19 protein-coding genes and 2 pseudogenes are annotated in these 22,714 nt (G+C 65.6%); 15 read left to right on the forward strand and 6 right to left on the reverse strand.

Annotation, left to right across the window (positions count from 1 at the left end):
* Positions 1 to 417: 417 nt before the first annotated feature.
* Positions 418 to 1,476: pseudogene (locus tag PS467_RS09115) on the reverse strand (integrase core domain-containing protein).
* 191 nt (positions 1,477 to 1,667) lie between these two features.
* Positions 1,668 to 2,237: a TetR/AcrR family transcriptional regulator gene (locus PS467_RS09120; protein WP_311034835.1), complete on the reverse strand. Its 570-nt coding sequence runs from the start codon at positions 2,235 to 2,237 to the stop codon at positions 1,668 to 1,670.
* A gap of 95 nt (positions 2,238 to 2,332) precedes the next feature.
* Here PS467_RS09120 and PS467_RS09125 point away from each other — a divergent pair, with 95 nt between their 5' ends.
* The 13 genes from PS467_RS09125 (at position 2,333) to PS467_RS09185 (ending at position 15,652) form a co-directional block, all read left to right on the forward strand.
* Entirely contained in the window at positions 2,333 to 3,283 is a 951-nt protein-coding gene (locus PS467_RS09125) for an NADP-dependent oxidoreductase (RefSeq protein WP_311034836.1), read from the forward strand.
* 562 nt (positions 3,284 to 3,845) lie between these two features.
* Positions 3,846 to 4,301 (forward strand): hypothetical protein, encoded by a 456-nt coding sequence (locus PS467_RS09130; protein ID WP_311034837.1) that lies wholly within the window; start codon positions 3,846 to 3,848, stop codon positions 4,299 to 4,301.
* Positions 4,298 to 4,513: a hypothetical protein gene (locus PS467_RS09135; protein WP_311034838.1), complete on the forward strand. Its 216-nt coding sequence runs from the start codon at positions 4,298 to 4,300 to the stop codon at positions 4,511 to 4,513. Before PS467_RS09130 ends, PS467_RS09135 begins: the two co-directional genes overlap by 4 nt.
* Before the next feature lie 274 nt (positions 4,514 to 4,787).
* Positions 4,788 to 5,357, forward strand: a complete 570-nt coding sequence (locus PS467_RS09140) for a nucleoside/nucleotide kinase family protein (protein ID WP_311034839.1) — start codon at positions 4,788 to 4,790, stop codon at positions 5,355 to 5,357.
* A 7-nt stretch (positions 5,358 to 5,364) separates the two neighbouring features.
* A complete protein-coding gene (locus PS467_RS09145) occupies positions 5,365 to 5,892 on the forward strand; it encodes a dCTP deaminase (protein WP_311034840.1) in 528 nt (175 codons plus the stop codon).
* Positions 5,893 to 5,901: 9 nt separating this feature from the next.
* Entirely contained in the window at positions 5,902 to 6,342 is a 441-nt protein-coding gene (locus PS467_RS09150; RefSeq protein WP_311034841.1) for a cytidine/deoxycytidylate deaminase family protein, read from the forward strand.
* Between the two features lie 2 nt (positions 6,343 to 6,344).
* Entirely contained in the window at positions 6,345 to 7,889 is a 1,545-nt protein-coding gene (locus tag PS467_RS09155; RefSeq protein WP_311039796.1) for a glycosyltransferase family 4 protein, read from the forward strand.
* A gap of 23 nt (positions 7,890 to 7,912) precedes the next feature.
* Positions 7,913 to 9,253 carry a UDP-glucose dehydrogenase family protein gene (locus PS467_RS09160; protein WP_311034842.1) on the forward strand — a complete coding sequence of 447 codons (1,341 nt, stop codon included), beginning with the start codon at positions 7,913 to 7,915 and terminating at the stop codon, positions 9,251 to 9,253.
* A 96-nt stretch (positions 9,254 to 9,349) separates the two neighbouring features.
* Complete coding sequence (locus tag PS467_RS09165; RefSeq protein WP_311034843.1) at positions 9,350 to 9,865, forward strand: dCTP deaminase; 516 nt, start codon at positions 9,350 to 9,352, stop codon at positions 9,863 to 9,865.
* A gap of 23 nt (positions 9,866 to 9,888) precedes the next feature.
* On the forward strand, positions 9,889 to 13,224 hold the full coding sequence (locus PS467_RS09170) for an AMP-binding protein (protein ID WP_311034844.1): 3,336 nt from the start codon (positions 9,889 to 9,891) through the stop codon (positions 13,222 to 13,224).
* Positions 13,225 to 13,240: 16 nt separating this feature from the next.
* On the forward strand, positions 13,241 to 13,864 hold the full coding sequence (locus tag PS467_RS09175; protein WP_311034845.1) for an HAD family hydrolase: 624 nt from the start codon (positions 13,241 to 13,243) through the stop codon (positions 13,862 to 13,864).
* Between the two features lie 82 nt (positions 13,865 to 13,946).
* A complete protein-coding gene (locus PS467_RS09180) occupies positions 13,947 to 14,879 on the forward strand; it encodes an ABC transporter ATP-binding protein (protein WP_311034846.1) in 933 nt (310 codons plus the stop codon).
* Between the two features lie 29 nt (positions 14,880 to 14,908).
* Positions 14,909 to 15,652 (forward strand): ABC transporter permease, encoded by a 744-nt coding sequence (locus PS467_RS09185; protein ID WP_311034847.1) that lies wholly within the window; start codon positions 14,909 to 14,911, stop codon positions 15,650 to 15,652.
* Positions 15,653 to 16,034: 382 nt separating this feature from the next.
* Here the strand turns inward: PS467_RS09185 and PS467_RS09190 are convergent.
* Positions 16,035 to 16,544 (reverse strand): annotated as a pseudogene (locus tag PS467_RS09190) (integrase core domain-containing protein); the annotation flags it as partial.
* A gap of 127 nt (positions 16,545 to 16,671) precedes the next feature.
* On the opposite strand from PS467_RS09190, the gene PS467_RS09195 reads away from it, so the two are divergent.
* Entirely contained in the window at positions 16,672 to 17,769 is a 1,098-nt protein-coding gene (locus PS467_RS09195; protein WP_311034815.1) for an integrase core domain-containing protein, read from the forward strand.
* On the opposite strand, the gene PS467_RS09200 is transcribed toward PS467_RS09195, so the two are convergent.
* Both PS467_RS09200 and PS467_RS09205 read right to left on the reverse strand, forming a co-directional pair.
* Positions 17,698 to 18,897: a S1 family peptidase gene (locus PS467_RS09200; protein ID WP_311034848.1), complete on the reverse strand. Its 1,200-nt coding sequence runs from the start codon at positions 18,895 to 18,897 to the stop codon at positions 17,698 to 17,700. The genes PS467_RS09195 and PS467_RS09200 overlap by 72 nt on opposite strands.
* A 558-nt stretch (positions 18,898 to 19,455) precedes the next feature.
* Positions 19,456 to 20,127: an HNH endonuclease family protein gene (locus PS467_RS09205; protein WP_311034849.1), complete on the reverse strand. Its 672-nt coding sequence runs from the start codon at positions 20,125 to 20,127 to the stop codon at positions 19,456 to 19,458.
* 338 nt (positions 20,128 to 20,465) lie between these two features.
* Between PS467_RS09205 and PS467_RS09210 the strand changes: the two genes are divergently transcribed.
* Positions 20,466 to 20,840 (forward strand): hypothetical protein, encoded by a 375-nt coding sequence (locus tag PS467_RS09210; protein WP_311034850.1) that lies wholly within the window; start codon positions 20,466 to 20,468, stop codon positions 20,838 to 20,840.
* A gap of 592 nt (positions 20,841 to 21,432) precedes the next feature.
* Here the strand turns inward: PS467_RS09210 and PS467_RS09215 are convergent.
* Complete coding sequence (locus tag PS467_RS09215; RefSeq protein WP_311034851.1) at positions 21,433 to 22,659, reverse strand: tyrosine-type recombinase/integrase; 1,227 nt, start codon at positions 22,657 to 22,659, stop codon at positions 21,433 to 21,435.
* Positions 22,660 to 22,714 lie beyond the last annotated feature (55 nt).

A 22,714-nucleotide genomic window follows, 5' to 3' on the forward strand; every position in this document is an offset into this window, starting at 1 on the left:
CTCCCGATAGAGCGATAGCGCACGGCCAACGTTGACCACTTCCCGACTCAATAGACCATTCGCATGAACAACGAGCGAACCATACTCGCCAATTACGGATGGGCATGGTCAGGTGGGCCTGAAAATCCCTCTCGCGTCGCCCGAGCCTCGCCACTCTTTCGGGTGAACCGACGGCCTCAGCCACTTCGATCCCTGCAAACAGCGGGTCCACCACCGGAGATCATGCTCCCCCGGGCGGCCCTCTTCAGGGCCGCGCTTGCCGAGAACTCCTCGACCCCACGCCCACCTGAAGCCCGAGGGACTTGCACGTCGGCTCCGGGTTGCCGGCCCAGCCCCATGCGAAGCTTCCGCGGCAGCATTAGCGAGCCCTCCTCCGGAGGTGGCCGTACTCCTCCCTGAAGGGTGTCAATATTCCAATCAGGCTGCTGAGCTGGGCGTAGCCTGTGGATGGTGAGGCGGTCTGGGTGGCGTGGTGTGGTACTCATTGAGCAGTCCGCCGAGTACCTGCTTGCGCCTGACCGTGGCGGCGGGCAGTGGGATGACGTTCGGGTCGTCGTCTGGAGCATGTAGGTCCAGGCTGCGGTGAGCCCGCCCGGAGTTGTAGTGCTCGGCGTACCTGGTCAGGACCGTACGCAGATGTCGCTCGCCGATGATGAGGAGTCGGTCGGTGCATTCGGCGCGGGCTGTGCGTATCCATCGTTCGGCGAACGCGTTGGACCGTGGGCTCTGCGGCGGTGTCGGGATGACGGCTGTGCCGTTGCCGGCGAAGACGGCATCGAATGCCGTGGTGAACTTGCTGTCCCGGTCACGGATGAGGAACCGGAAGCACCCAGCCCTCTCCTCGATGTCCATGAGCAAGTTGCGGGCGAGTTGGGCGACCCATGCGCCGGTCGGGTGGGCAGTGATACCCAGGACGTGAACGCGCCGGGTGGCGATCTCCATGACGAAGAAAACATAGAGACGTCGGAGGAAGACGGTCTCCACGTGCATGAAATCGCAAGCGAGCAGCATGTGGGCCTGTGAACGGAGGAAGGAGCGCCGGCTCTGCTCGGAGGCGCGCTGCGGTGCGGGCGGCAGACCGGAGCGGCGCAGAACGCGCCGAACCGTGGCGGCGGCGACCCGATGGCCAAGCCGTCGAAGCTCACCCTGGATCCTGACGTACCCCCAACGTCGGATTCTCCCTTGCCAGGCGCTGGATGAGCGCGACTGTCTCTTCCGGCAACGGTGGCCGGCCGGGCCTGACCGGCGCCTGGCGCCACTTCCGCGCACCAGACCGCGGTGCCAGGTCAACAGGGTGCCCGGCGTAACCAGCCGATGGCGGCGTAAGACGGATGGCAGGCGCCGGGCGAGAGCGAAGAGCACGGCACGATCAGCCCATGAAAGCCGCGGCCGCTCGACCTGCCGACGCAGCACAGCGACCTCATGACGAAGGACAAGGATCTCGGCGTTGTTCGCGGCGGTCGAGCGGCCCAGCAAGAGCAAGCAGCCCAGCAGGCGGCAGAAGATCAGGTAGAGAAGTCGCAGACCCACGATCACTGATCATGCCCATACGTAGGCGATCGCAAAGCCCCAGGTCAACCACCGTACGCCAACCAATAAAGACACCCTTCAGGCACGAATGCCCCATGGCACATGCGTCACGCACCCAACGACGCGTGACGATCGGTTCAAGGCTTGGGGCGGAGGCCGTGCATCAGGGTGTCCAGTAGGCGATCGGCTCTGGCACGGTGCTCCGGCAGAGGGGCTACGGTGAAAATGCCGATCAGGTGGGCGGCGAGGTCTTCGGCGGTGACGTCGGTACGTAGCTCTCCGGTCGCGTGTCCGACGCGGAGGATGTCGTCGATCGCGGCGATTAGGTCGGTGTGGGTCTGGTCGTGGGCGAGCTCGTTGGACTCGATCATTGCGAGCAGCGTGTTCAGCATGCCGTCTTTGGTCGCGATCCAATCCCCAAAGAGGTTCATCCAGCGCCGCAGCGCCTGGGCTGGGGGGAGCGCTGTGATGAGCTCGCGGGCGCCTTCGGTGAGTCGGGCCACTTGGTCGGCGTAGACCGCGGCGACCAAGGCTTCTCGGGTGGGGAAGTGCCGATAAAGCGTGGCGATGCCGACTCCGGCTTCGCGCGCGATTTCGCGCAGTGAGGGTTCGGTGCCTGCGGACATGAAGACGCGGGTGGCGACTTCGAGGAGGTGCTTGCGGTTGCGTGCGGCGTCCGCCCGGGGCGCGGGTGGTGAGGGTGTCACTTTCAAAGCGGATCACGCTCCGGTTGTGTTATGGTCCTGCGAAACGGATCTTAGTCCGTTTCTCCGTCCTAGGCTTCTCGAGGAGTCAGACCAGCATGAGCATGTCGGCCAACACCAGCAGGGCGGTCCAGTTCGTCGAGTCGTTCGGAGGGCCTGAAGCCCTCGACCTGCGCGAGGTGCCCGTCCCAGACGTCGGCCCTGGCCAGATCCGCGTGCGGGTCATCGCGGCCGGGCTGAACCCTATGGACTGGTTCATGACCTCCGACGCAGACACTGCCGCCCGCTTCGGGCTGAGCCTGCCGTGCGGATTCGGGAACGACTACGCGGGCGTCGTGGACGAGGTCGGCGACGGGGTCAGCGAGTTCAACGTTGGAGACCGTGTGTTCGGCGGTGCCTTCTCACGAAGCGTCGCCGATTACGTGGTCGTGGACGCCCCCGGTCACATCGGCAAGGGCGGCGACGCGCACCACACGCCCGATGGCCTCGACGACCGCATCGCCGGCGCCCTGGCCATCGCGGGATGCACGGCCGCCGCGGCACTCGCCATCGTCAACCCCGGCCCGTCCGACACGCTGCTGATCGGTGGTGCTGGAGGCGGGGTCGGCGTGTTCGCCGTCCAACTCGCTCGCCTCGCCGGCGCGCGAGTCATCGGGACCGGATCGGCCGCCTCAGCCGACGCCCTGCGGGCACTGGGAGCCGAGCCGGTAACCTACGGCGAGGGCCTGGCCGACCGACTCCGCGAGCTGGCTCCCGACGGCATCACCGCGGCCATGGACCTGCACGGCACCGACATGATCGCGGTGGCACGCGAGCTCGGCGTACCGGACGCCCGCATGACCACGATCGCCGCCGCTGTGGACGGCGTCACGCCGGCCAACGGCGCCAACGCCGCCCCCGGCGCCATCGAGAGGATCGCCCGTCTGGCCGCGAAGGGCCGACTCCGAGTGCCGATCGCCGCGACCTTCCCCGTCAACGAGGTCCGCGCCGCCGTCGAGCGGCAGGCGGGTCGGCACGTGCACGGCAAGGTCGTCATCGACCTCGCATGAGAAGCAGGACCAGAGCCGCGACCACCCCGGGTGATCCAGACCACATCAACCCAACCGTCTGGGTGACGGCCTTCACCATCATCGTCGGCGCGATGGCGGTCGATCGTCGATCGGGCTGAGCGCGGGCAGCGTGGTGACCGAAGGAGGGCCGCCAGGTAGTCCCAGGTCAGATCCCGCAGCCAACGCTGAGGGATCCCGGTCAAGTCGATGTGGCTCATTCGGTACGGGAACAGCACTCCGAAGTGCTCGGTCTCCAGGAAACCGGCCTCCTTGGCCTCCTGCGGGGTGAAGCAGACCAATCGCAGCTCGTGCAGGATCTGAGTGGGCCGCACGGATCCGCGGGCGATACCCCGTAGCTCAGATTCCGCCCCGCGCCTTGTGGCGCCGTTCTCAGAAAGGCCCTCCCGCATGGGTTTAGTCCCCCTCGCCCCTGCCGCACGGCGCCGCTCCGTGTCCTACGTGCGCAGGATGTGCGCTGTGCTGGTCGTCGCCGGTGCTCTGGCGACCGGCTGTTCCAATGCCTCTGCCGCAACGCCGAGTTCACCGCCCACCGAAGGCACCGGTGACCGGTTACGACGGGCTGATGGGGCTCCCGTTGTCCGCCTACAGCACCTCCGAGCAGGAGGACGTCCTGCTGTACCGCGTGAACGAGGCGCTGGTCGCCCGCTGCATGCGCAAGCGCGGGTACGAGGACTACGCGGAGCCGAAGGAGACGGCAGCGGCAGCGAAGACGCGAGCGGAGCGGGAAGCTGTGCATCCGGCCGGGGCCTGGGGCTACATCGGGCGCACGACGGCGAAGCGGCTCGGCTTCCACGTAGCCGTGGAGGTGCCGCCCTCGAAGAAGCTGACGGGCAAGGAGCGCACGGACTACAACGCCTGCTGGGAGAAGGCAGGCAAGCAGGTGCCCTCACTCGCCGGCACCAAGGGCTGGAAGTTGACGCAGACCCTGTTCAGTGAGTCCTTCGAGGCAGCGGCCGAGGACAGCCGTGTGGTTGCTGCGCGGAAACGCTGGTCGTGAACAAGGCGGGACACCCCGCCGACGACCCTGACAAGCTGGCCCAGAGGTATCTGAGGGCCGAGAAGAAGACGTCCGCCGAGATTGGCGCGGCCCTGGCCGACGAGTCCTGCACGCAGTCCTCGAACCTGGCCGCCGGCTACTTCACCGTGCCCGCCAGCAACGGCTCATCGCCGACCACTCCGAAACGCTGGCGAGCTACCGCAAGCAGCTGAGGGCGCGCATCGACACGGCGAAGCGTCTGCTGAACGCGCCCGACGCGCGCTGAGGCACGAACCCTCACCCAGACCCCGGACGGGACCGGCCACGCCCGTCTCCGTCCTGCCCAGGCGATGAATCCGTCGGGGCGGACGAGGAGTAGCCAGAGGGGCACGTCCGCGGTCCCTTCCAGCAGCGGCCCGATTGCCGCAGGAGCGCACCGTCCGGCGGGCGAGCCGCGCTGGCCACCGATGCCACCGCAATGCCTAGGGAATAAATCGGAGGCAGACAATGTACAAGATCGCATTCACCGGACCCACCGGCTCCGGAAAGACAACCGCACGCGCGGCCCTCCTCCACGAGTGTGAGCAACATCAGGTACGCGCCGCGTCCCTGCGGCTGGCGGAGCCCCTCTACCAGCTCCAGAACATCGTCTACACGTACGCGGGGCGCCCGCTCGCAGTCCCGGGCATGCAGGACGGGGCCCTGCTGGCAAGCCTGGCAGGGCACCTGCGCCGTATCGCCCCGGATGCGATCACCGACAACTTCGCGGCACGCCTTGCCAATCTGGAGGCGTCCGGTGCGGTTGACCTGGTGATCTGTGAGGACTTGCGCCGCCCGGACCTTCCTGCCATGAGGCGGCTCGGATTCGTGGTGGCGGAGATCGCGACCCCGCAGGAGCAACGGCACGAGCGCCTTGCGCACCGCGGCGACATCACCCCCGTCGACGAGGCGCACGAATACGAACGCCCGCTCGGGGACCGCGCGGACTACCACATCGACAACACCGGATCCCAAGACGCGCTGCGCCGCAAGATCGCACAGCTTCTCATCGACCTTTCCAGCCTCTCAAGGAGATGAACCAAGCTTGATCCTCACAGGAAACGAAATCCAGCGACAGATCTCAGACGGAAACATCACTATTTCGCCCTTCAGCCCGGGCAACATCAACCCCAATAGCTACAACTTCACACTCGGCGACACGCTAATCTGGTACCCCGAGGAGATCCTCCACGTCACCCGACCGAACCGTGTTGTGGAGGAGAAAATCGACGAATCCGGATTCGTGCTGGAGCCGGACCGCATATACCTGGGCCATACCGTCGAGGTAATGGGCAGCGATCGCTACGTACCCATCATTCGAGCCAGATCCAGCATCGCCAGGCTCGGCCTGTTCATCCACGTTACCGCCGATCTCATTGATATCGGCTCCATCAACCAGTGGACTCTGCAACTCCACGCCGTACAGCCGATACGCGTTTACCCGGGCATGCTCATCGGCCAGGTCACCTTCTGGTGCGTCGAGGGGGACATCGAGCTGTACCGCGGAAAGTACCAGGGCAGCAAGGGGCCTTACCCATCCATGATCCATCTCGATGGACCGTCCACGGAGTAGAAGCCGAACGTGTCACACAACCTGTATATGCGGGCGCAGGAACTGTATACCGAAACCACGGATGCGATAACCAGGCACTACCGCCACAAGCGGCATCAAATCGCGGCCGGCATCGCCACTGCCTCCGGACGCAAGACCTTCGGTCTCCATATCGAGGCGATGGTTGGACGGGCTTCAAGCTGTGCCGAGACCGCTGCACTCGCACAAACACTGATACTCGACGCCGAAGATCCCGTCGAACTCGTGGTGGCCGTAAGGCATCCGGCACCCGACGAGGAACACATGGCATGCCGCATCGTTCCCCCGTGTGGTCTCTGCAGGGAACTCCTGAGCGACTACGCACCCGGCGCATTGGTGATCCTGCCGAACGGAGCCGATTTCGACCTCAGAACGCTCACCGACCTGCTGCCAGCGAAGTATGTCGGGACCAAGTGGAACAAATTGGGTTGACCATGATACAACGCCGACATCTGCACAGCGGGGTCCTGTTCTACCCGCGAGGCGGGTCCGCACAGGTCATCAGATATCTTCTGCCACGTCTCGCACAGACCCGTTGGATTCCCCGGCACTTCGCGGGTTCACTCGGCCAGGCCGGTTCCACCTCCCATGCCAGGACCTTCTACGAGGGCATCGACGTGGTCGGCGTCGACTACAACGCGGCTGTGCAGTCGACTGAGACCGGCAACGACCCCATCGCTGCGCCCACGCCGATGCACCCGTCCTACGAGGACCGTATAGGCGCCCCGGACCGCATCTTCGCCGCGGTGTCACCCTCTCTGTACGCAGGGCTCGAAGCGCGTTGGCAGGCCAGCTTCGCGGCCGGCGGAATGGGTAAGGCCGGGACGGTCCACCTGCACCACCTCACACCTCTGCAAGCGGCTGCCCGCGCCGTAGCACCCCGGTCCCGGATGGTGACCACGCTGCACGGCACGGAACTCAAGATGCTCGTAGGGATGAAAGAGCGGGTGCGCATCTCCCGCCGACTCGGTGTTCCCATGGCGCAGCTAGCGCGGGACCTCCGGGACTTCCGCCCCCTGGAGGCACAGGTCGCGAGACTTTACCCCCGGTACCGCAGCCTTTCGGAAGACGAGCAGAAAACAGTGCTCTCGACCCGATGGTCGCATTGGGAACACTCGGAGTTCTGGATCGAGGAGCTGCACCGATACCACAGCGCCAGTGACACAATCGTAACGATCTCGGACCATGACACCAAGGTGGCCGCCGAAGTCTTCGGCGAATCCACGCGGGAGCCCGTCCAGATACCCAACGCCGTTGACGTGGACCACTTCCGCCCCGCTGCGCCCGACACCAGCCGGAAGCTGGAATTGCTTAACACCTGGCTCGTGGACGACGCACAGGGGTGGAAGCCGGGCGGTGCTCCCGGCAGTATCCGGTACACGCAGGCCGATGTGCAGAGGCTGGTCGGGCCCGATGGCCGCCTGCGGCCGATACTGATGTTCGTCGGTAGGTTCCTCGAATTCAAAAACGTGCCGACGTTGATAAGGGCGTTCGCCGATGCGAGTCGCGGGAGGGAACAAAGGCCAGCTCTGCTGGTATGGGGAGGGTACCCAGGCGAATGGGAGAACGAGCACCCCTATGACGTGGCCGTGGAATGCGAAATCACGGAAGACGTCTACTTCGTCGGATGGAGGGGGCACCAGGACCTTCCCGACGGGCTGGCAGTGGCCGACATCATGGTGGCCCCATCGACCGAGGAGCCGTTCGGACTCGTCTATCTGGAAGCCATGGCCACGAAGACGCCCGTCATAGCGACTCGGACAGGCGGCCCGAGGCGATTCGTGGTCGACGGGGGCGAAAACTCGAACGGCTGGTTCGCCGAACCAGGAAATGTCCCCGACCTCGTCGACACGATCATCCGCAGCCTTTCGCACCAGGGCGATATACGACGACGCGCGGAGAACGGATACCGCCTTGTCCACGAGCACTACACCTGGGACCGGATCGCAGCACAGTACGACTCTGTACTGGGCGACTGAACAGACACAAGAGGAAGGCCACCATGCGCATCAGCGTCATCGGCACGGGTTACTTGGGTGCAGTCCACGCCGCCGGACTCGCAGAAATCGGCCATGAAGTACTGGGTATGGACATCGATCAGGACAAGATCGCCGCCCTCTCCTCCGGGAACGCTCCCTTCTACGAGGACGACTTCGAGGATATGCTGGTCCGCAACGCGCGGGACGGGCGCATCCGTTTCACAACCTCACTCGACGAGGCAGCAGCCTTCGCCGATGTCCACTTCCTGTGCGTCGGCACACCGCAGAGCGAGGAAGGGAACTCCGCAGACCTCCGCCAGCTGAAAGGCGTGATCCGCGACTTCGTGCCCCGAATTCGCAAGGACTCGCTGCTCATCGGAAAGTCGACAGTTCCGGTCGGCACAAGCGACACCATCCGCCAGTTGATCAGCGAACACGGCGCGAGCGGTGTGGCCATCGAGCTGGCGTGGAACCCGGAGTTCCTGCGCGAAGGGCAGGCCGTGCACGACACGATGGCCCCGGACCGCATCGTCGCAGGGGTGGGATCCGGGACGGCGGAGAAGCGCCTCCGGGACATATACGATCCGTTGATCAGGAAGGGCGTCCCCTTCTTCGTCACCAATATAGCGACCGCCGAACTGGTGAAAATGGCGTCGAACTCTTTCCTGGCGACCAAGCTCTCGTTCATCAACGCGATGTCGGAGATATGCGATCTCACCGGCGCGGACGTGGTGCACCTCGCTGAGGCCGTGGGCGAGGATCGGCGTATCGGACGGTCGTACTTCAAGGCCGGGCTAGGTTTCGGCGGAGGATGCCTGCCGAAAGACATCAGGGCCCTCTACTCATACGGCCAGCAGGCCAACGTGGGGAAGGCGCTCGACTTCCTCCCGGTCGTCGACGAGATCAATCTCCGCTGTCGGGAGCGCACCGTCGCCGCGGCCAGGCGACTCTGCGGCGGATCTCTTGCCGGCGCTGCTGTGGCAGTTCTCGGCGCGGCTTTCGTGCCCAACAGCGACGACATCCGCGACTCCCCGGCGCTTGCCGTCGCCACTGCCTGCGCGGCGGAAGGGGCTCTCGTCCGGGTCCACGACGTCCGCGCACTCCAGCGCGCCAGCCAGGCGATCCCCACGCTCACCTACGACGACGAGGTCCTCGGCGTCTGCGAGGGCGCAGACGTCGTGCTCCACCTCACCGACTGGAGGGAGTACCAGGACCTCGACCCGGCAGAAGTGAAGTCCGTGGTGGCCCGGACCCGCATCTTCGACGCGCGGAACGCGCTGCCCGCGGATCGCTGGCGGGCTGCCGGGTGGACGTTCGAGGGGATCGGCCGCCCCAACGGGGGAAGTCTCGCCGGGATCGCATGAGTCCGCGGTCCGCGCGGGACCGGCTCGTCAGGCCGCTGACCGGGTCCCAGCAGCCGAAACCCACGACGGGATTCCCACCGATCAGGGAGAACAATCGTGATTCTTACGGGATCGCGGATTACGCAGGCGGTAGCCGACGGCGACATCGTCATCGATCCATTCGACGAGAGTGCCGTGAACCCCAATAGCTACAACTACCGCATCGGCCCCACGATCCGCACCTACGACGAAAAGGTGGTCGACGCGCACTCGCCCCCTGCCACCGAGGAACAAACCATCCCCGCGGGCGGGTTAGTCCTCCAACCCTCGCGGGTCTACCTGGCCACAACCAAAGAGGTCATCGGAAGCGACCGATTCGTGCCGAGCCTCATCGGGCGTTCCTCGCTCGGCCGACTCGGGGTCTTCCTCCAGATATCGGCGGACCTCGGGAACCTGGGCGCCGTGCATCGCTGGACGCTGGAAATCACCGTCTGTCAACCGGTGCACATTGTGCCCGACATGATCATGGGCCAGGTGTCCTTCTGGGTCCCCCGAGGTGAAAGGACCCCCTACAAGGGATATTTTGGAAACTTTTCGACTGCGGTTCTGCCTGAGGCGAACCACTTCGCATGAATACGGCAGGCAAAGGAACCCACGTGCCACACACCTCTCAGGCCCTCACGATCGCCGACTGCATCGACGAATGGGGGCGCGCACCCGAAGACCGACGCGGATTCGATGTCTTCTCCTACCCTGACGGAACGCCTGATATACAGAGCCTGACCGCTCGGGAGCTGGCCGGCCGTGTCCGCGCCCATGCCGTCCGAATGGCGCCTCATATCAACAGCGGATCACGCGTCGCCATTCTGCTGCCGCAGAGTATGGACTACGTCGTCAGCATGCTGGCGACCATCTACGCGGGCGGTATAGCGGTGCCGTTGTTCGAGCCGGACCGCCAGGAACGCTCCGGGCGTCTGCGATCCGTCCTGGCCGACGCGGAGGCCGACGTCTGGATCGCCCATACGGATGCCCGTGACTACATCTGGGACATGGCCGCCGATCCGGCGGTCAAGCGCCCGCGGAACGTCGTGTGGGCGGACGAACCCGTGGCACTCGACGTCCCCTGGGACCCCGTGCCCACGGCCGCCGACGACCCCGCCTACCTGCAGTACACATCGGGGTCGACCAGCAGTCCGTCCGGGGTGGTGGTCAGCCACGCCAACGTGCTGTCCAACGTCGGGCAGTTCGCCTCCGCCTTCGAGGTATCCGGCGAGGCGAACTTCGTGAGCTGGCTCCCGCTCTTCCACGACATGGGACTGATAGCGGCGGTGATGGCGCCGCTGGTCCTCGGCCGACCGTCCGCCATCATGAGTCCGGAGTCCTTCCTCCGGGATCCGGTCCGTTGGCTCCGCCTGATGTCCGCGTGGCCGGACACCTACACGGCGAGCCCGAACTTCGGATACGAGCGCGTGGTCGACCGGATGAAGGGCAAGGTCCTCCCCGACCTCTCCCTGGCATCCGCGCGGGTCTGGGTGACGGGCAGCGAGCCCGTCAAGCCCTCCACCCTGGAGCGGTTCGGCGAAGTACTGCGCAATCACGGCGGCAGCCCCGAGCAGCAGCGACCCGCGTACGGCCTCGCCGAAGCCACGCTGCTGGTCACCACGGCGGCACCGCGGCAGATGCCGAGGACCGTATCCGTCGATCGGCACCGCCTCCGGGAGGGGGTGGCGAAACCTGTCGGCCGGACGGCGGACGACGGAGTGCTCTTGGTGTCGTGCGGCACGCCCTGCGGCCAGGACATTGTCGCGGTCGACCCGGACACCCGGACCGTCGTGCCCGACGGCGCTTTGGGCGAGATCTGGGTCAGTGGGCCCAACGTCGCCCGCACGTACTGGAGGAAGCCGGAGCGCACGCGCAGGGTCCTCAACGCGCAGCTGGCGGACACCGAAGGCGCACACGGGCCCGACAAGCGCTGGCTGCGCACCGGGGACACCGGGCTGGTGCTAGACGGTGAGCTGTACTTCGGCACGCGGATCGACGACATGATCGTGAGCGGCGGCCGGAACATCTTCCCGCACGACGTAGAGGCGACGGTCGAGTCGCTGTCGGACCGCTTCGTGCGCAACCGGTCAGTCGCGTTCCACTACGAGGACAGCTCCACGCAGGGACTCATCGTGGTCGCTGAGTTCCGAGGCAGCTCCGAGTCGCTGAGCGAGGACCGGAGGAAGCTCAGGGAGGTTGTGCGGTCGGCCGTCGTCGCGGCACACGACATCGCCGTACTGGCCGTGGTCCTGGTCCGGCCCGGCACCATTCCGTTGACGACGAGCGGGAAGGTGGCCCGCAGCGCGTGCCGGGCGGCCTACGCGGAGTCCCGGCTGGCGGAGATCGATCCGTCCGCGGAGCCGGCCGAACCACATGCCGCGGACGACCATGACGGGCCGCTGGAAGCCCTGGTGCGGGCGTGCGGCATCCTGCTGCGCCGTTCGGATGTCGACCCCGCTCGCAGCTTCTCGGACCTCGGCGGGGACTCGGTCCTCGCTCTGCGGGCATCCGCCATGTGCGCGCAGGCGGGCGCGGATGTGGACCTGGGGGCGCTGACGAGCGGGAAACCCCTCAGTGAGGCGGTCAGTGCCGCACCAGTGCGGCGGCAGCCAGAGCCACTGCCTGCGGACACGGCGACGGACCTGCCCGTGCCCATCAGCCCGCAGCAGAAGCAGTTCCTTAGCCTGCCAGCGGCCAATCTCGGAAACTGGGACATCTCCATCCACCTCGAAACCTTACGGGACATCGATTTCCCCAAACTCGCCGCCGCGGTCGAACTGGTGGCCAAGCGGCATGACGTTCTGCGCATGCGCTTCACCTGCGACGAGAGCGGCCGGTGGGAGCAACTCCGGGACCAAGGGGACGGAAACCTGATCGAGGTCGAGTACGCGGAGATCGAGGCGGACTCCGCCGCGGAGCTCGACCAGTTGGTCGACCACCATGCCCGAGTCGTCGAGCAGCGCCGCGACATCGCCAACGGGCCTCTCATTTCGCTACTGGCACTGGAGGAGCCGCGCAACGACGTATGGCACCTGGTGTTGAGCACGCACCATCTCTGCGCCGATGCGTACACCCTGTCGATGCTTCTCCACGAGATACAGGATATGTACGGGCAGATCGGGGCACCGACCCCACCGAAGTTCGTGCCCATCACCACGCCGTACACGACGTGGGCCCACGAGCTGCCAGCCCGGGCCGTGAGCGATGCCGTCCAGCGACAGCGGCCCTTCTGGGCGGCCCAGGTGCAAGGTCACAAGTCGCCTTTGCGGCCCGAGCACGGGGAGTCCTCGACCATCCTGTCCTCCAGACAGTCCCAGCAGGTCCGCCTGTCGCCAGCGGACACCGCGCTGATCACCAACGCGGCCTTCCACGGCCTCGGCGGTGTCGACGAACTGACTATGGCCGCGCTGGCGAACGCGCTCGGGGGTCTGAGCGACTCCGGGGAGCTTCTCTTCATGGTGCGCAACCACGGACGGCAGCTGCGAGAAAGCGGAATGGATCTGTCCTGGACCGCAGGCTGGTTCACCAACGCGTTTCCGCTGCGGTTCCCTGTCAGCCCCGGCTCCGACATGCGCGAGGTTCTGAGCGCGGTGCGCAACAAGCTGTCCTCGGTGCCGGGCAGCGGTGAGGGCTACGGACTGCTGCGCTACCTCGACGGCGAGCGGGGTGCAGAACTTGAGGCGACTCCGGACGTCTCGTTCAACTACCTCGGCCAGCTGGACGCGGGATTGTCGGACATCGGCTTCGGCACGCGCTTCGCCCAGCGGCAGCCCGCGCTGCCGCGCGACCCGAACCTGCCGGTCTCCTGGAAGTTCAACGTGAAGGCCGGAATCCTGGGCGGTTCGCTGACATTGCAGGTTGCCTACCTGCAATCCCGATATTCACGGGACACGGTGCGTCGACTTCTCAGCCGTACAGTCGACGACCTCATGGGAATTGTCCGTCCGTAATCCAGGTGGGTGCAGAGTGAACGGTAAGAAAATTTCAGGTCTGCTGTTGGACATGAACGGTGTCATCAGGCATTTCGATGACAGCGGGGCAGCTGCCGGTGAGGCCTTGGCCGGGCTGCCCTCCGGCACCATTCGGGAGTACGCCTACCAACACCCCAGCTACGAGCTGGCAAAGGTGGGCGTTATGGACAACCGGCAGTGGGTTTCGGATGTGAGGCGCCGGTTGGTTGCCGATTTCGGCCACCACGCCGAGAACGCAGTCGAGGCTTGGTGCGAGGACCGCGGAACGGTGGACGGTGACGCCCTCGCCACGATCCGGCGGATACGGAGGGAAGTGCCGGTCGGCGTCCTATCCAATTTCACCGACGCGTTGCACGCTGATATGGTGTTCCACGGCATGGTGGACGAGTTCGACTACGTGTTCCCCTCGCATGACATCCGGGTCCAAAAACCGTCGCCGCTCGCCTATCTTACGGCGGTGGAGCGCATGTCGTTGGAGGTCGGTGACGTGATCTTCTTCGACGACCAGCCGGCGTATGTGGCGGGTGCCCGCGCCGCCGGGCTATCCGCCTTTCTCTTCACAAGTTGGGACCGGGTGGTCGAGGAGTTGGACCGGCACGGCGTACACGTCTCGCACTGAAAGGGCCATGTGGTGGGGGTGCCGCAGCCGGATAGCCGTGAAACCGTCGGTGAGTCACGTCTTCTCGCAATGAGGAGCAAGAATGCCAGTCAACGCCTACGAAGTACGTGGTCTAACGAAGGTGTACGCAGGCAGAAAACAGCCCGCCAACATCGATGTCTCTCTCGACATCCGGTCTGCGGAGCTGTTCTGCTTGCTGGGGAACAACGGGTCAGGAAAGAGCACGCTCATACGCCAACTGGCCTGTCTCGTCAAGCCCTCCGCCGGCCGCATCTTCTTTTTCGGCAAAGACGCGGTACGCCACGCCCAGGAAGTGCACGAGCGGGCGGGATACATGCCGCAGACGGGCTTTTCGCTTGGGCATCTCACGGTGAGCGAGGCCGTCTACTTCTCGGGGCGTCTCCGCGGCCTGACGCGGCGGGACGCACGCCGGGACCGTGACGAGATCGTCGAGCGGTTCGGCATGGGCCGCGTCGTGAAGGATGTCTCCCAGCGGCTGTCCGGTGGCCAGCGGCGACTGGTCCAGTTCGCGCTCTGTATCGCGGGTCGACCCGACGTGGTCATCCTGGATGAGCCGACGAACGACCTGGACGCGGGCCGGCGGCGGCTGATCTGGGACGTGTGCGCGGACCTCAAGCACGACACCGGCTCCACCATCGTCCTGGTGACGCACGACGTCGCGGAAGCCGAGCGCGTCATAGACCGGGTGGCGATAATGCGCGAGGGCAGGGTGGCGGGCGTCGGGACCCCGGCGGAACTTCGGAGGAACGTGGAAGAGAGGCTGTGCGTCCGCGTCATGGCAGAGGCCCGTCCGGCTAGCACGTGGGAGTGGAGCGAGCCGGAACGTGGAAGCTGGCTCACGTATGTCCACCCTTGTGAATTGCCCGACTTTATGGCGAGCCTGACGCCTGAACAGTTGGGCAACGTGCGCGTCGAGCCGGTCGGGCTCCGCTATCTGGTTAACAAGTGGCAGGCTGCGGACCAGGGCCGGGTGTTAGGGGGTGTTGTCTCGTGACGGTTTCACCCCCCGACCGGAGGAAGTTCGTGTACGTCGGCCAGCTGGCTGACTTGATCGCCATTCAGCTGCTCAACTGGCGGTGGTCGTGGACCTCAACGATCGCCACGGGCATGGTCGCGCCCCTGATCAGCTTGATCGGCCTGTCGCGCGTGTCCGAGCGCGGCGGCTCCGATGACCTGCTGCACCTGTTGGTAGGCGCCCTCGTCCTGGGTATCTGCTTCGAGAACCAGAACAAGTTGGCGTCGCATTTCGCCTACATGCGGGCGACCGGCGCGCTGAGCCAGTTCGCGGCGCTCCCCGTACGACCCGCACTGTTGGTCCTGGCCTCCGCCACCGCCTTCTTCTTACTGTCGCTGCCCTCGCTGTTCGTCACCGCGGTACTCGGGTCCCTGTTCCTCCAAGTCGGTTTCCACCTACACTTGTTGATCGTCATCGTGGTGCCAATGGTGACGCTCCCCATGGCGGGGCTGGGGGTGGTGATCGGCAGCTGGGCCAGGAACATCAACCAGGCAGGGGCCATCAGCGTGGCCTCCACCATGGTGATGGTCCTGATCGGCGGGATCCTCGTACCGCCGGGCTCTCTTCCCGCGGGAGCCTCGATCGTCGGCAAGATCAGCCCGGCCACCTATGCCGCATCCGCCATGAACCAGGTCATAGCTGGCCCCGTCACCTCGCGTCTACTCAGCGACGCGTGCTTCCTCATCGCCTTCACGGTGGTGACGTTCGTGCTGGCGACCCGGCGGATCCGCTGGCGTTCGGGCGAGGAGTGACGGGCGCCGCTGCCAGCGGCAGTAAGTGGTGGCGCCGGTCGGCCCACGGGGCCCTGAAGGGTGTCAATATTCCAATTCGGCTGCTGAGTTGGCCGTTGCCTGTGGATGGTGAGGCGGTCTGGGTGGCGTGGTGTGGTACTCATTGAGCAGTTCGCCGAGTACCTGCTTGCGCCTGACCGTGGCGGCGGGCAGTGGGATGACGTTCGGGTCGTCGTCTGGAGCACGTAGGTCCAGGCTGCGGTGAGCCCGCCCGGAGTTGTAGTGCTCGGCGTACCTGGTCAGGACCGTACGCAGATGTCGCTCGCCGATGATGAGGAGTCGGTCGGTGCATTCGGCGCGGCCTGTGCGTCTCCTGTGCCGTTAAGAAACGCGTCACTGCTGGTCATGCTGCGTATCTGTAGTCATTGATCAGGCCACCAAGGACACGGGTCTGGAGTAGCCGCCGTGGGGTCTTCAAGTCGGACCTCGGCGCAGGGCGGTGGTCGGCGAGTGGAGGTAGTTGCTCTCGGGCCTGATGCGGTCGATGCCCGTTGTAGTGTCCGGCGTAGGTGCTGAGAACGTGGAGAGCGTGGCGCTCGCTCCAGAGCAACAGGTGGTCGAGGGCCTCGCGCCGTAGCGTCCCGATAACCCTCTCGCAGTGTGCGTTCATCCGCGGGGCCCGCGGGGCAGTCTTGAGGGTTTTGATGCCCTCAGCTCCGAAAACCGCGTCGAAGGACTCGGTGAATTTGCCGTCCCGGTCGCGGATCACAAAGCGCAACGACTCCAGGCGTACGCCCGCCTCAAGCGCGAGGTTGCGGGCCTGTTGGGTCGTCCACTGTGCGGTCGGATGCGCGGTCACTCCGGCGATGTGGAGGCGGCGTGTGCCGTGCTCGAGGAAGATCAGTGCGTAGACACTGCCCTTGCCGGAAATCTCATCCGCCCTGGTGGGGACCGCTTCTTCGGGTTCCCGAAATCTTGGCCGCGGTCGCTCGGTCCGACGCTCTGGCGCAGCTGCTGTCAGCGCGTCATGATGATCGATCGTGCTGCTGCGACTGGCTTACCTGGGTGTGTCGAACGCGTTCGCGATGCTTCGCCTGCTGCCGATGACCGACCGGGACAAGGACGCGGAGATCCTCACCCTGCGCCACCAGATCACCGTGCTGGAACGCCAACTCGGCAAGGACAAGATCCGGTTCACACCCAGCGATCGGGCGTACCTGGCAGCGCTGCTGCACCGGCTGCCCCTGCACGTCCTGCGACGGTTACGGCTGCTCGTACGCCCCGACACGGTACTGCGTTGGCACCGCGACCTCGTCGCACGCCGCCATGCCTCCTCCTGCCAACCCAAACGCCCTGGCCGACCGCGTACCGTGCGCTCGATCCGCATCCTGGTGCTGCGGCTGGCGAAGGAGAACCCGAGCTGGGGGTACCGGCGCCTGCACGGTGAGCTGCTCGTGCTGGGGGTGGAAGTGGGCGCGTCCACTGTCTGGGAGATCTTGAAGGAGGCCGGCATCGCCCCAGCACCCGCGCGGAACTCCAGTACCTGGGCCACCTTCCTTCGCGCACAGGCTGATGCCCTGCTGGCCTGTGACTTCATGGAAACAGTCACGCTGTCGGGGATGCGGATGTACGTGCTCGTGGTGATCGAACACGGCAGTCGCCGGATCCGCGTCCTGGGCGCCACCGCGCATCCGAGCGCATCCTGGGTAGCGCAAGCGGCGAAAAACCTCGTCATGGACCTCGAAGACCTCGGCCGCCGCGCACGGTTCATGATCCGGGACCGGGACGGGAAGTTCCCCGCCCTCTTCGATGCCGTCCTCAACGACGCGGGGATCGACGTCGTGCTCAGCGGCATCCAGATGCCACGAATGAACTCGATCACGGAGCGCTGGATACAGACCTGTCGTCGCGAGCTCCTGGACAGGACATTGATCTGGAACCAGCGACACCTACTCCATACCCTGCGCGAGTTCGAGCAGTTCTACAACGGACACCGACCGCACCAAGGCATTGCCAACGCCAGACCTCTGCACCCCCTGCCCCCACCGATCGACGATCCGGACACGTTAGCCCACCTCAACATACGTCGACACGATCGCCTCGGCGGCATCCTCCACGAGTACCGGCATGCTGCTTGACCTGCACGGATGAGGTTTCCGGCAAGGGCAAGGGTGGCGGCTCTGCGTGGTCGCCTGAGCCCGTGGGCGGCCGCGGACATCAAGTGCCTGAATGCGGTCATCAACCCATGACATGATCTGACCGGCAGATCCACCGCCGCCTCCTACATGATCCGCAACGAGCCGCAGATACCGCAGGAAGGTTGCCGCGTCTCGCGGCTTAGCGCCCTCATACAGCAGTCCGTGGCCGTCACGCCAGCACAGAAGATCAGGGGTGACGTCGGCCCATTCCCAGCCAGCTGCAGCTTTACGTGCAAGGCTCACCACGGTGGCCGGATCGGACGGCTGCGGCAGGTCGGCCAACAGATGCAGCGCGGTTCGTCGGTCATGCGGCATCCACTGGTCTCCGCCGACGGCCCCGCCGAGGATTGTACTGGCGATATATTGTTGCTCGTCAATCCAGTTGCGGACACTACCGCTCAGCGGACGGGTACCGTGCCAGCGGTCATGCGCGGTCATCAGGCTCTGGTATGCAGGGCCGAACCTGCGTAGCAGGGCAATCGCGACGCCCAACCCGCCGCCACTGTTACCGATTCTTCCCTTGAGCATGCCGACGACTCCACCCGTGACCGTGTCTACCACGGGCCCTCCGGAGGAACCGGCCGGAATCAATGGCGATGAGGCGAAGATGATGCCGTGCCATCCATCGCGCGCATTGACCTCAAGCCGTGCCTGCCACGGTCGGTGCGGCTCCCGGTTGCCTCTTGAGTGGTAGGAGTACCCGGCCACATACCGGCCGTACCAAGAGGCACTGTCTGTAAGCCAAACGCATTCGTGCTCAACCGACTCATCCAGTACCTCCACTAGAGCGAGGTCCTGGTCGATCGGCGCATACTCAGCCTCTGGATCCACTTCGGTCAGGAGGGATTGCTTCAGGCGGGCCTGGACCGGCGTGCCACCGTTGAACAAATCGCCGCGGATGGCGAAAAGGCAATCAGTGACCTCCGTGCCGGTCCTCAGGACGTGCGCAGCCGTCAGCACAGTCCTCGGAGCGACGAAAAAACCGCTGCCCAGTGGACGGCCATCGTCCGCCTGCAACGTAACCGTCGCCGCCCGAGCTAGAGCGTCGAGGCCAGGTTGCTCAAGCACCGCGTTCCCCCGTACGTCGCAAGCAGCCCCGAACCATGGTTCGCGTCCCCGGCCCAATCACGGAGTAAGCGTAGCTCGCCGCGATCAAACTCGTTGAGAGAAGGAGAAGATCCACTCGGCTGGCAAGCCCAACCCTGATATCCGTGCGGTTCCCGCCCATTTAGCGGCTTGACCTGGAGTTTCACCAGATCGCTGACAGAACCAATCTCAACGATCCCTATCAGCCCGCGCCAGCGGGTGGTTCGACCCAGCTGATGGGCCTGCACGACGCGGCCGAGTCGGCCCCGCGCCAGCGGGGGGTGGTTCGAGCCCCCCAGGTCGGCGACGAGGCCGAGCAGGCAAGAACGCGGGCGCGTTCTGACTGCCCGGCCAGGAAACGCGCAGGACACCGCAAGGCTTGCGCCCGCCGGGGCGCGGTGAGTCGGGCCCAGCGATCGGCAGGCTATGTGGCGGTCCATCCGGCGAGGTGCGGCAGGGGCAGGGTGGTGCGTGCGCGGAGCCGGGGCAGCGGAAGGCCCTCGCCCGGCCCAGGGGCGCGGGCGAGGGGTGCGCAGGGCGTCAGCGGGCGAGTACGACCGTGATCTCCTCATCCGGACACCCGGCCGCGACCCGCTCCAGCGCCGACACCTCCACGGGGTCCGCCGAAAGACCCCATCGGGTCTTCACCCCGACCCAGTCCTCGACATACCGGCAATGGACCCCGGCGTCCGCAGGCAGCCACTCAGCGACATCCTTGTCCGCCTTCTGGCGGTTCTGCTGCGCACTCACCGCGTCCAGCGCCCTAGGATCGCCTAGGTCGTTGGCGTAGTCCTGCCGCTCCTGCGCAGACCACACCGACGCGCCGCTATCCCATGCCTCAGCGAGCGGCACCTTGTGGTCGATGTCCAGACCCGCGGGGCCGTCGATCGTCCCACCGTCGTACCAGGAGTCCCACTCTCCCCAGCTCAGTCTGCATCCTGAGCCGACCGTCGGCGGCACGATCGCCTCTTCCAGAAGGACCTCTGCCCGCGTATTACAGCCGTTCCGGTCCGCGTCCACCCAGTGCCGGAACTTGGTGCGCTCGTACCCGGTCCGGGACTCGTCCGCGACCGGCAGATCCGCGATCGCCTGCGTAAGCGTCCTCGTCACCGTGTCGCCCGGCGCCGCGGGCACCGCCGAGGCCGGTGTCGCTGAGAGGCCCAGCGCAGCGCCGACAGCGACCACAACGGCAACCGCCTTGATCTTTCCCATGCCACTCCTTCGGTAGGGGTGGCATGGGCATACCGAAGCTGCCGCTGCTCATGCTGATACCGACGCAAGATCACCCAGATGTGCGGCTTATCATCCAAGACGTGGACATTCCGGCCTGCGAGGATGGGGAAGGCACCGCTCGGGGGTCTGATCCAATCCCCGATTGACGCTCCGGCTGTCCCCAGTCTGAATCGTCGACCTTCCGAGCGGTGCTGTCGCGCGCACCGGCTCACCGGTCGTTAGGTTGCCGAGCCAGCAGCGACGGACTCCAGTCAGCCTATGGAGTGATAAGAAGTCAACTGCCGTAATCTCTAGACAACGGTTCCGTTGAGCCGACCATGAAGAAGATGATCTGTGCAGCCGCTGCGACAGCATTCCTTCTGGGCGGCGCCACCTGGCCTGCGCACGCCGACGCCACCGTAAAGAAAGGCAAGGTGGGGCTGGTAGTTAAGGGCAAGAAACTCTCGGTGAAGCAGGCCGGTGGCTGGATGGATGGTCACGGCACTGGTGTCAAGGCACGGCTCTACAGCGTATACAAGGGGGTACGAGCTGATATCACTCGGTGGAAGGACGCAACCTCCACATCTGCAGGAATGACGAATTTTTCGAACGTGAACTGGAAGCTCAAAGGGCGCAAATTCGCGAGCGGCACCTGGTTGTGCATCGAGTTCAACAAGACCGACGTCACCCCATGCGCGAAAATCCACCGTTGAGCTCAGCGCTGGGTCAGGCGTCGGGTAGGCCTTGCCCAGTTGATCACATTGGTTCTGTCCGGAGGACCTGATGTCGCAAGGTCGGCGAGTGCCATTGGGTGGGGTACACCATTCCGAAGGTATGCGGCAAACAGGTTCGCAGTCTCCTCCTATCGGGAGAGCGGCCGACTTGCCCCCGGTGCGTGAACACCGGGGGACGCCTCCGGTTCTATCCAGCACCGGGTGCCCGGACGTGGGTGACGACCGTGGAACCGACCAGCCTGGTGGCCTGGTAGCCGTGGAGGCCCGGTGCCGAATCTGTCGGGCGGAACTCGCCATGCCCTCCAGCAGCACGGTGAGGGCCAGGTGCAGTTCGGCTCTCGGTCAGTCCGACCGGTTGACAGCGTCTGCCGTCTGTCGGCTGCAGCGGGCGGGGAGTGTGCCATTGTTCGTTCTGCTCATACGTCACGGCAGTGGCCCTGTCGGTGAGCTGGACCCCGCAGGAGCCGGTCGGCGGGAGTGATCGCCGCATGGTGGGCTGACCATTTCGCTGTTACAACCGGTGTAGCGCGCGGGAGGGGCTGTGCCGGATGTGAGTTACGGCCGCACGTGGTCAGGACGTAATGGACGGCGGTTCTTGAGGGCCAAGGTTGCGGTGATAGCGTTCCAGGGCACGGTGCCAGCGGGTCTCGAGACCGGCGATGAGCCGGGCGTCGATGCTCGCGGTGACGTGGGAGTAGATGTCGTCGATCTTGCCTTCCATGATGTGGCCGAGTCTGCGTGCCTGGGCGGCTTGAGGAACACCGTCTTCGATCAGCCAGGTTTTGTGGGAGTGTCGCAGGCCATGGAATGTCAGTCCCTGCTGGACGGGGTCCCATGTCTCGCCGCGATAGCGTCCGCCGCATACCGCTGGGGCCCAGAGGCGGCGTTGGAAGCCGGAACGGCGGAGGTGTTTGCCGCGCAGTGTGGTGAAAACGAAGGGCCGGGTGGAGGCGGCGAGGTCTGTGGCGAGAAGTTGGGTGAGGAAGGGTGGGAGGGTGATGGTACGGACGCTGGCGTGGGTCTTGGGGTGACCGAGGGTGAGGTGGCCGTTGACTTCGTGAAGAGCGCCAGCATCGGCGGTGATGTGGATGCGACCGTGTGTGAAGTCGAGGTTGTCGCGGTGGAGGCCGGCGAGTTCCCCCCAGCGCATGCCGGTGTAGGCGGCGGTGATCACCAGTAGGCACTGATTGCGGGAGGCCAAGCGGAGGATGCGGTGGGCGATGGTGAGGACTTGGTATTCGTCGGCCCAGGTGGCTTCGCGGCGTGGTTCGATGCGTCCTCGTCCTCGGCGTCGCGGGCGTACGGGATTGGTGGCCAGAAGTTGGTTGTCGACGGCGTCGGCCATGACCATGGCAAAGAGTTTCCTCAAGCCGGTGATGGTGGCGGTGGCATAGGTGGCGCGTAGTCGGTTGAGCCAGACCTGGACGTCGGCGGGGGTGATCTGGTCGATGGGGGTGGTCCCCCAGCGGGGCAGGATGTGGCGGGTGAGAAGGCTGCGATAGTACGCCTCGGTGTTGTCGCCGACGTCCAGGGTCTGCCACCAGATCTCGGCCCATTCAGCGACCGTCACGGTGTGTGGTGCGGTGGGGTTGGTAGGGGTGGGCGCGGTAGGCCGTGGGGTCGGGGATGTGGGGTGATGCGTCTGCTCGGTGGGTTCGGGCGTGGCGGCGTTTAGCTGGTCAGCATGCGCGCGGGCGTCTGGTTCGGTCTCGAAGCTGCCGGGAATGCTTCCGGCCCTGCCGTCGGGCTTCCAGTACCGTACACGCCACTTGTTACCGCGTCGTTCGACCCATGCCACGGGTTGGCTCCTTGATGTCTGAGGGCGAAGACGACCGGGTGGGTCGCCAGGGCGT

Source organism: Streptomyces luomodiensis (assembly GCF_031679605.1).
GTDB classification, from domain to species: domain Bacteria; phylum Actinomycetota; class Actinomycetes; order Streptomycetales; family Streptomycetaceae; genus Streptomyces; species Streptomyces luomodiensis.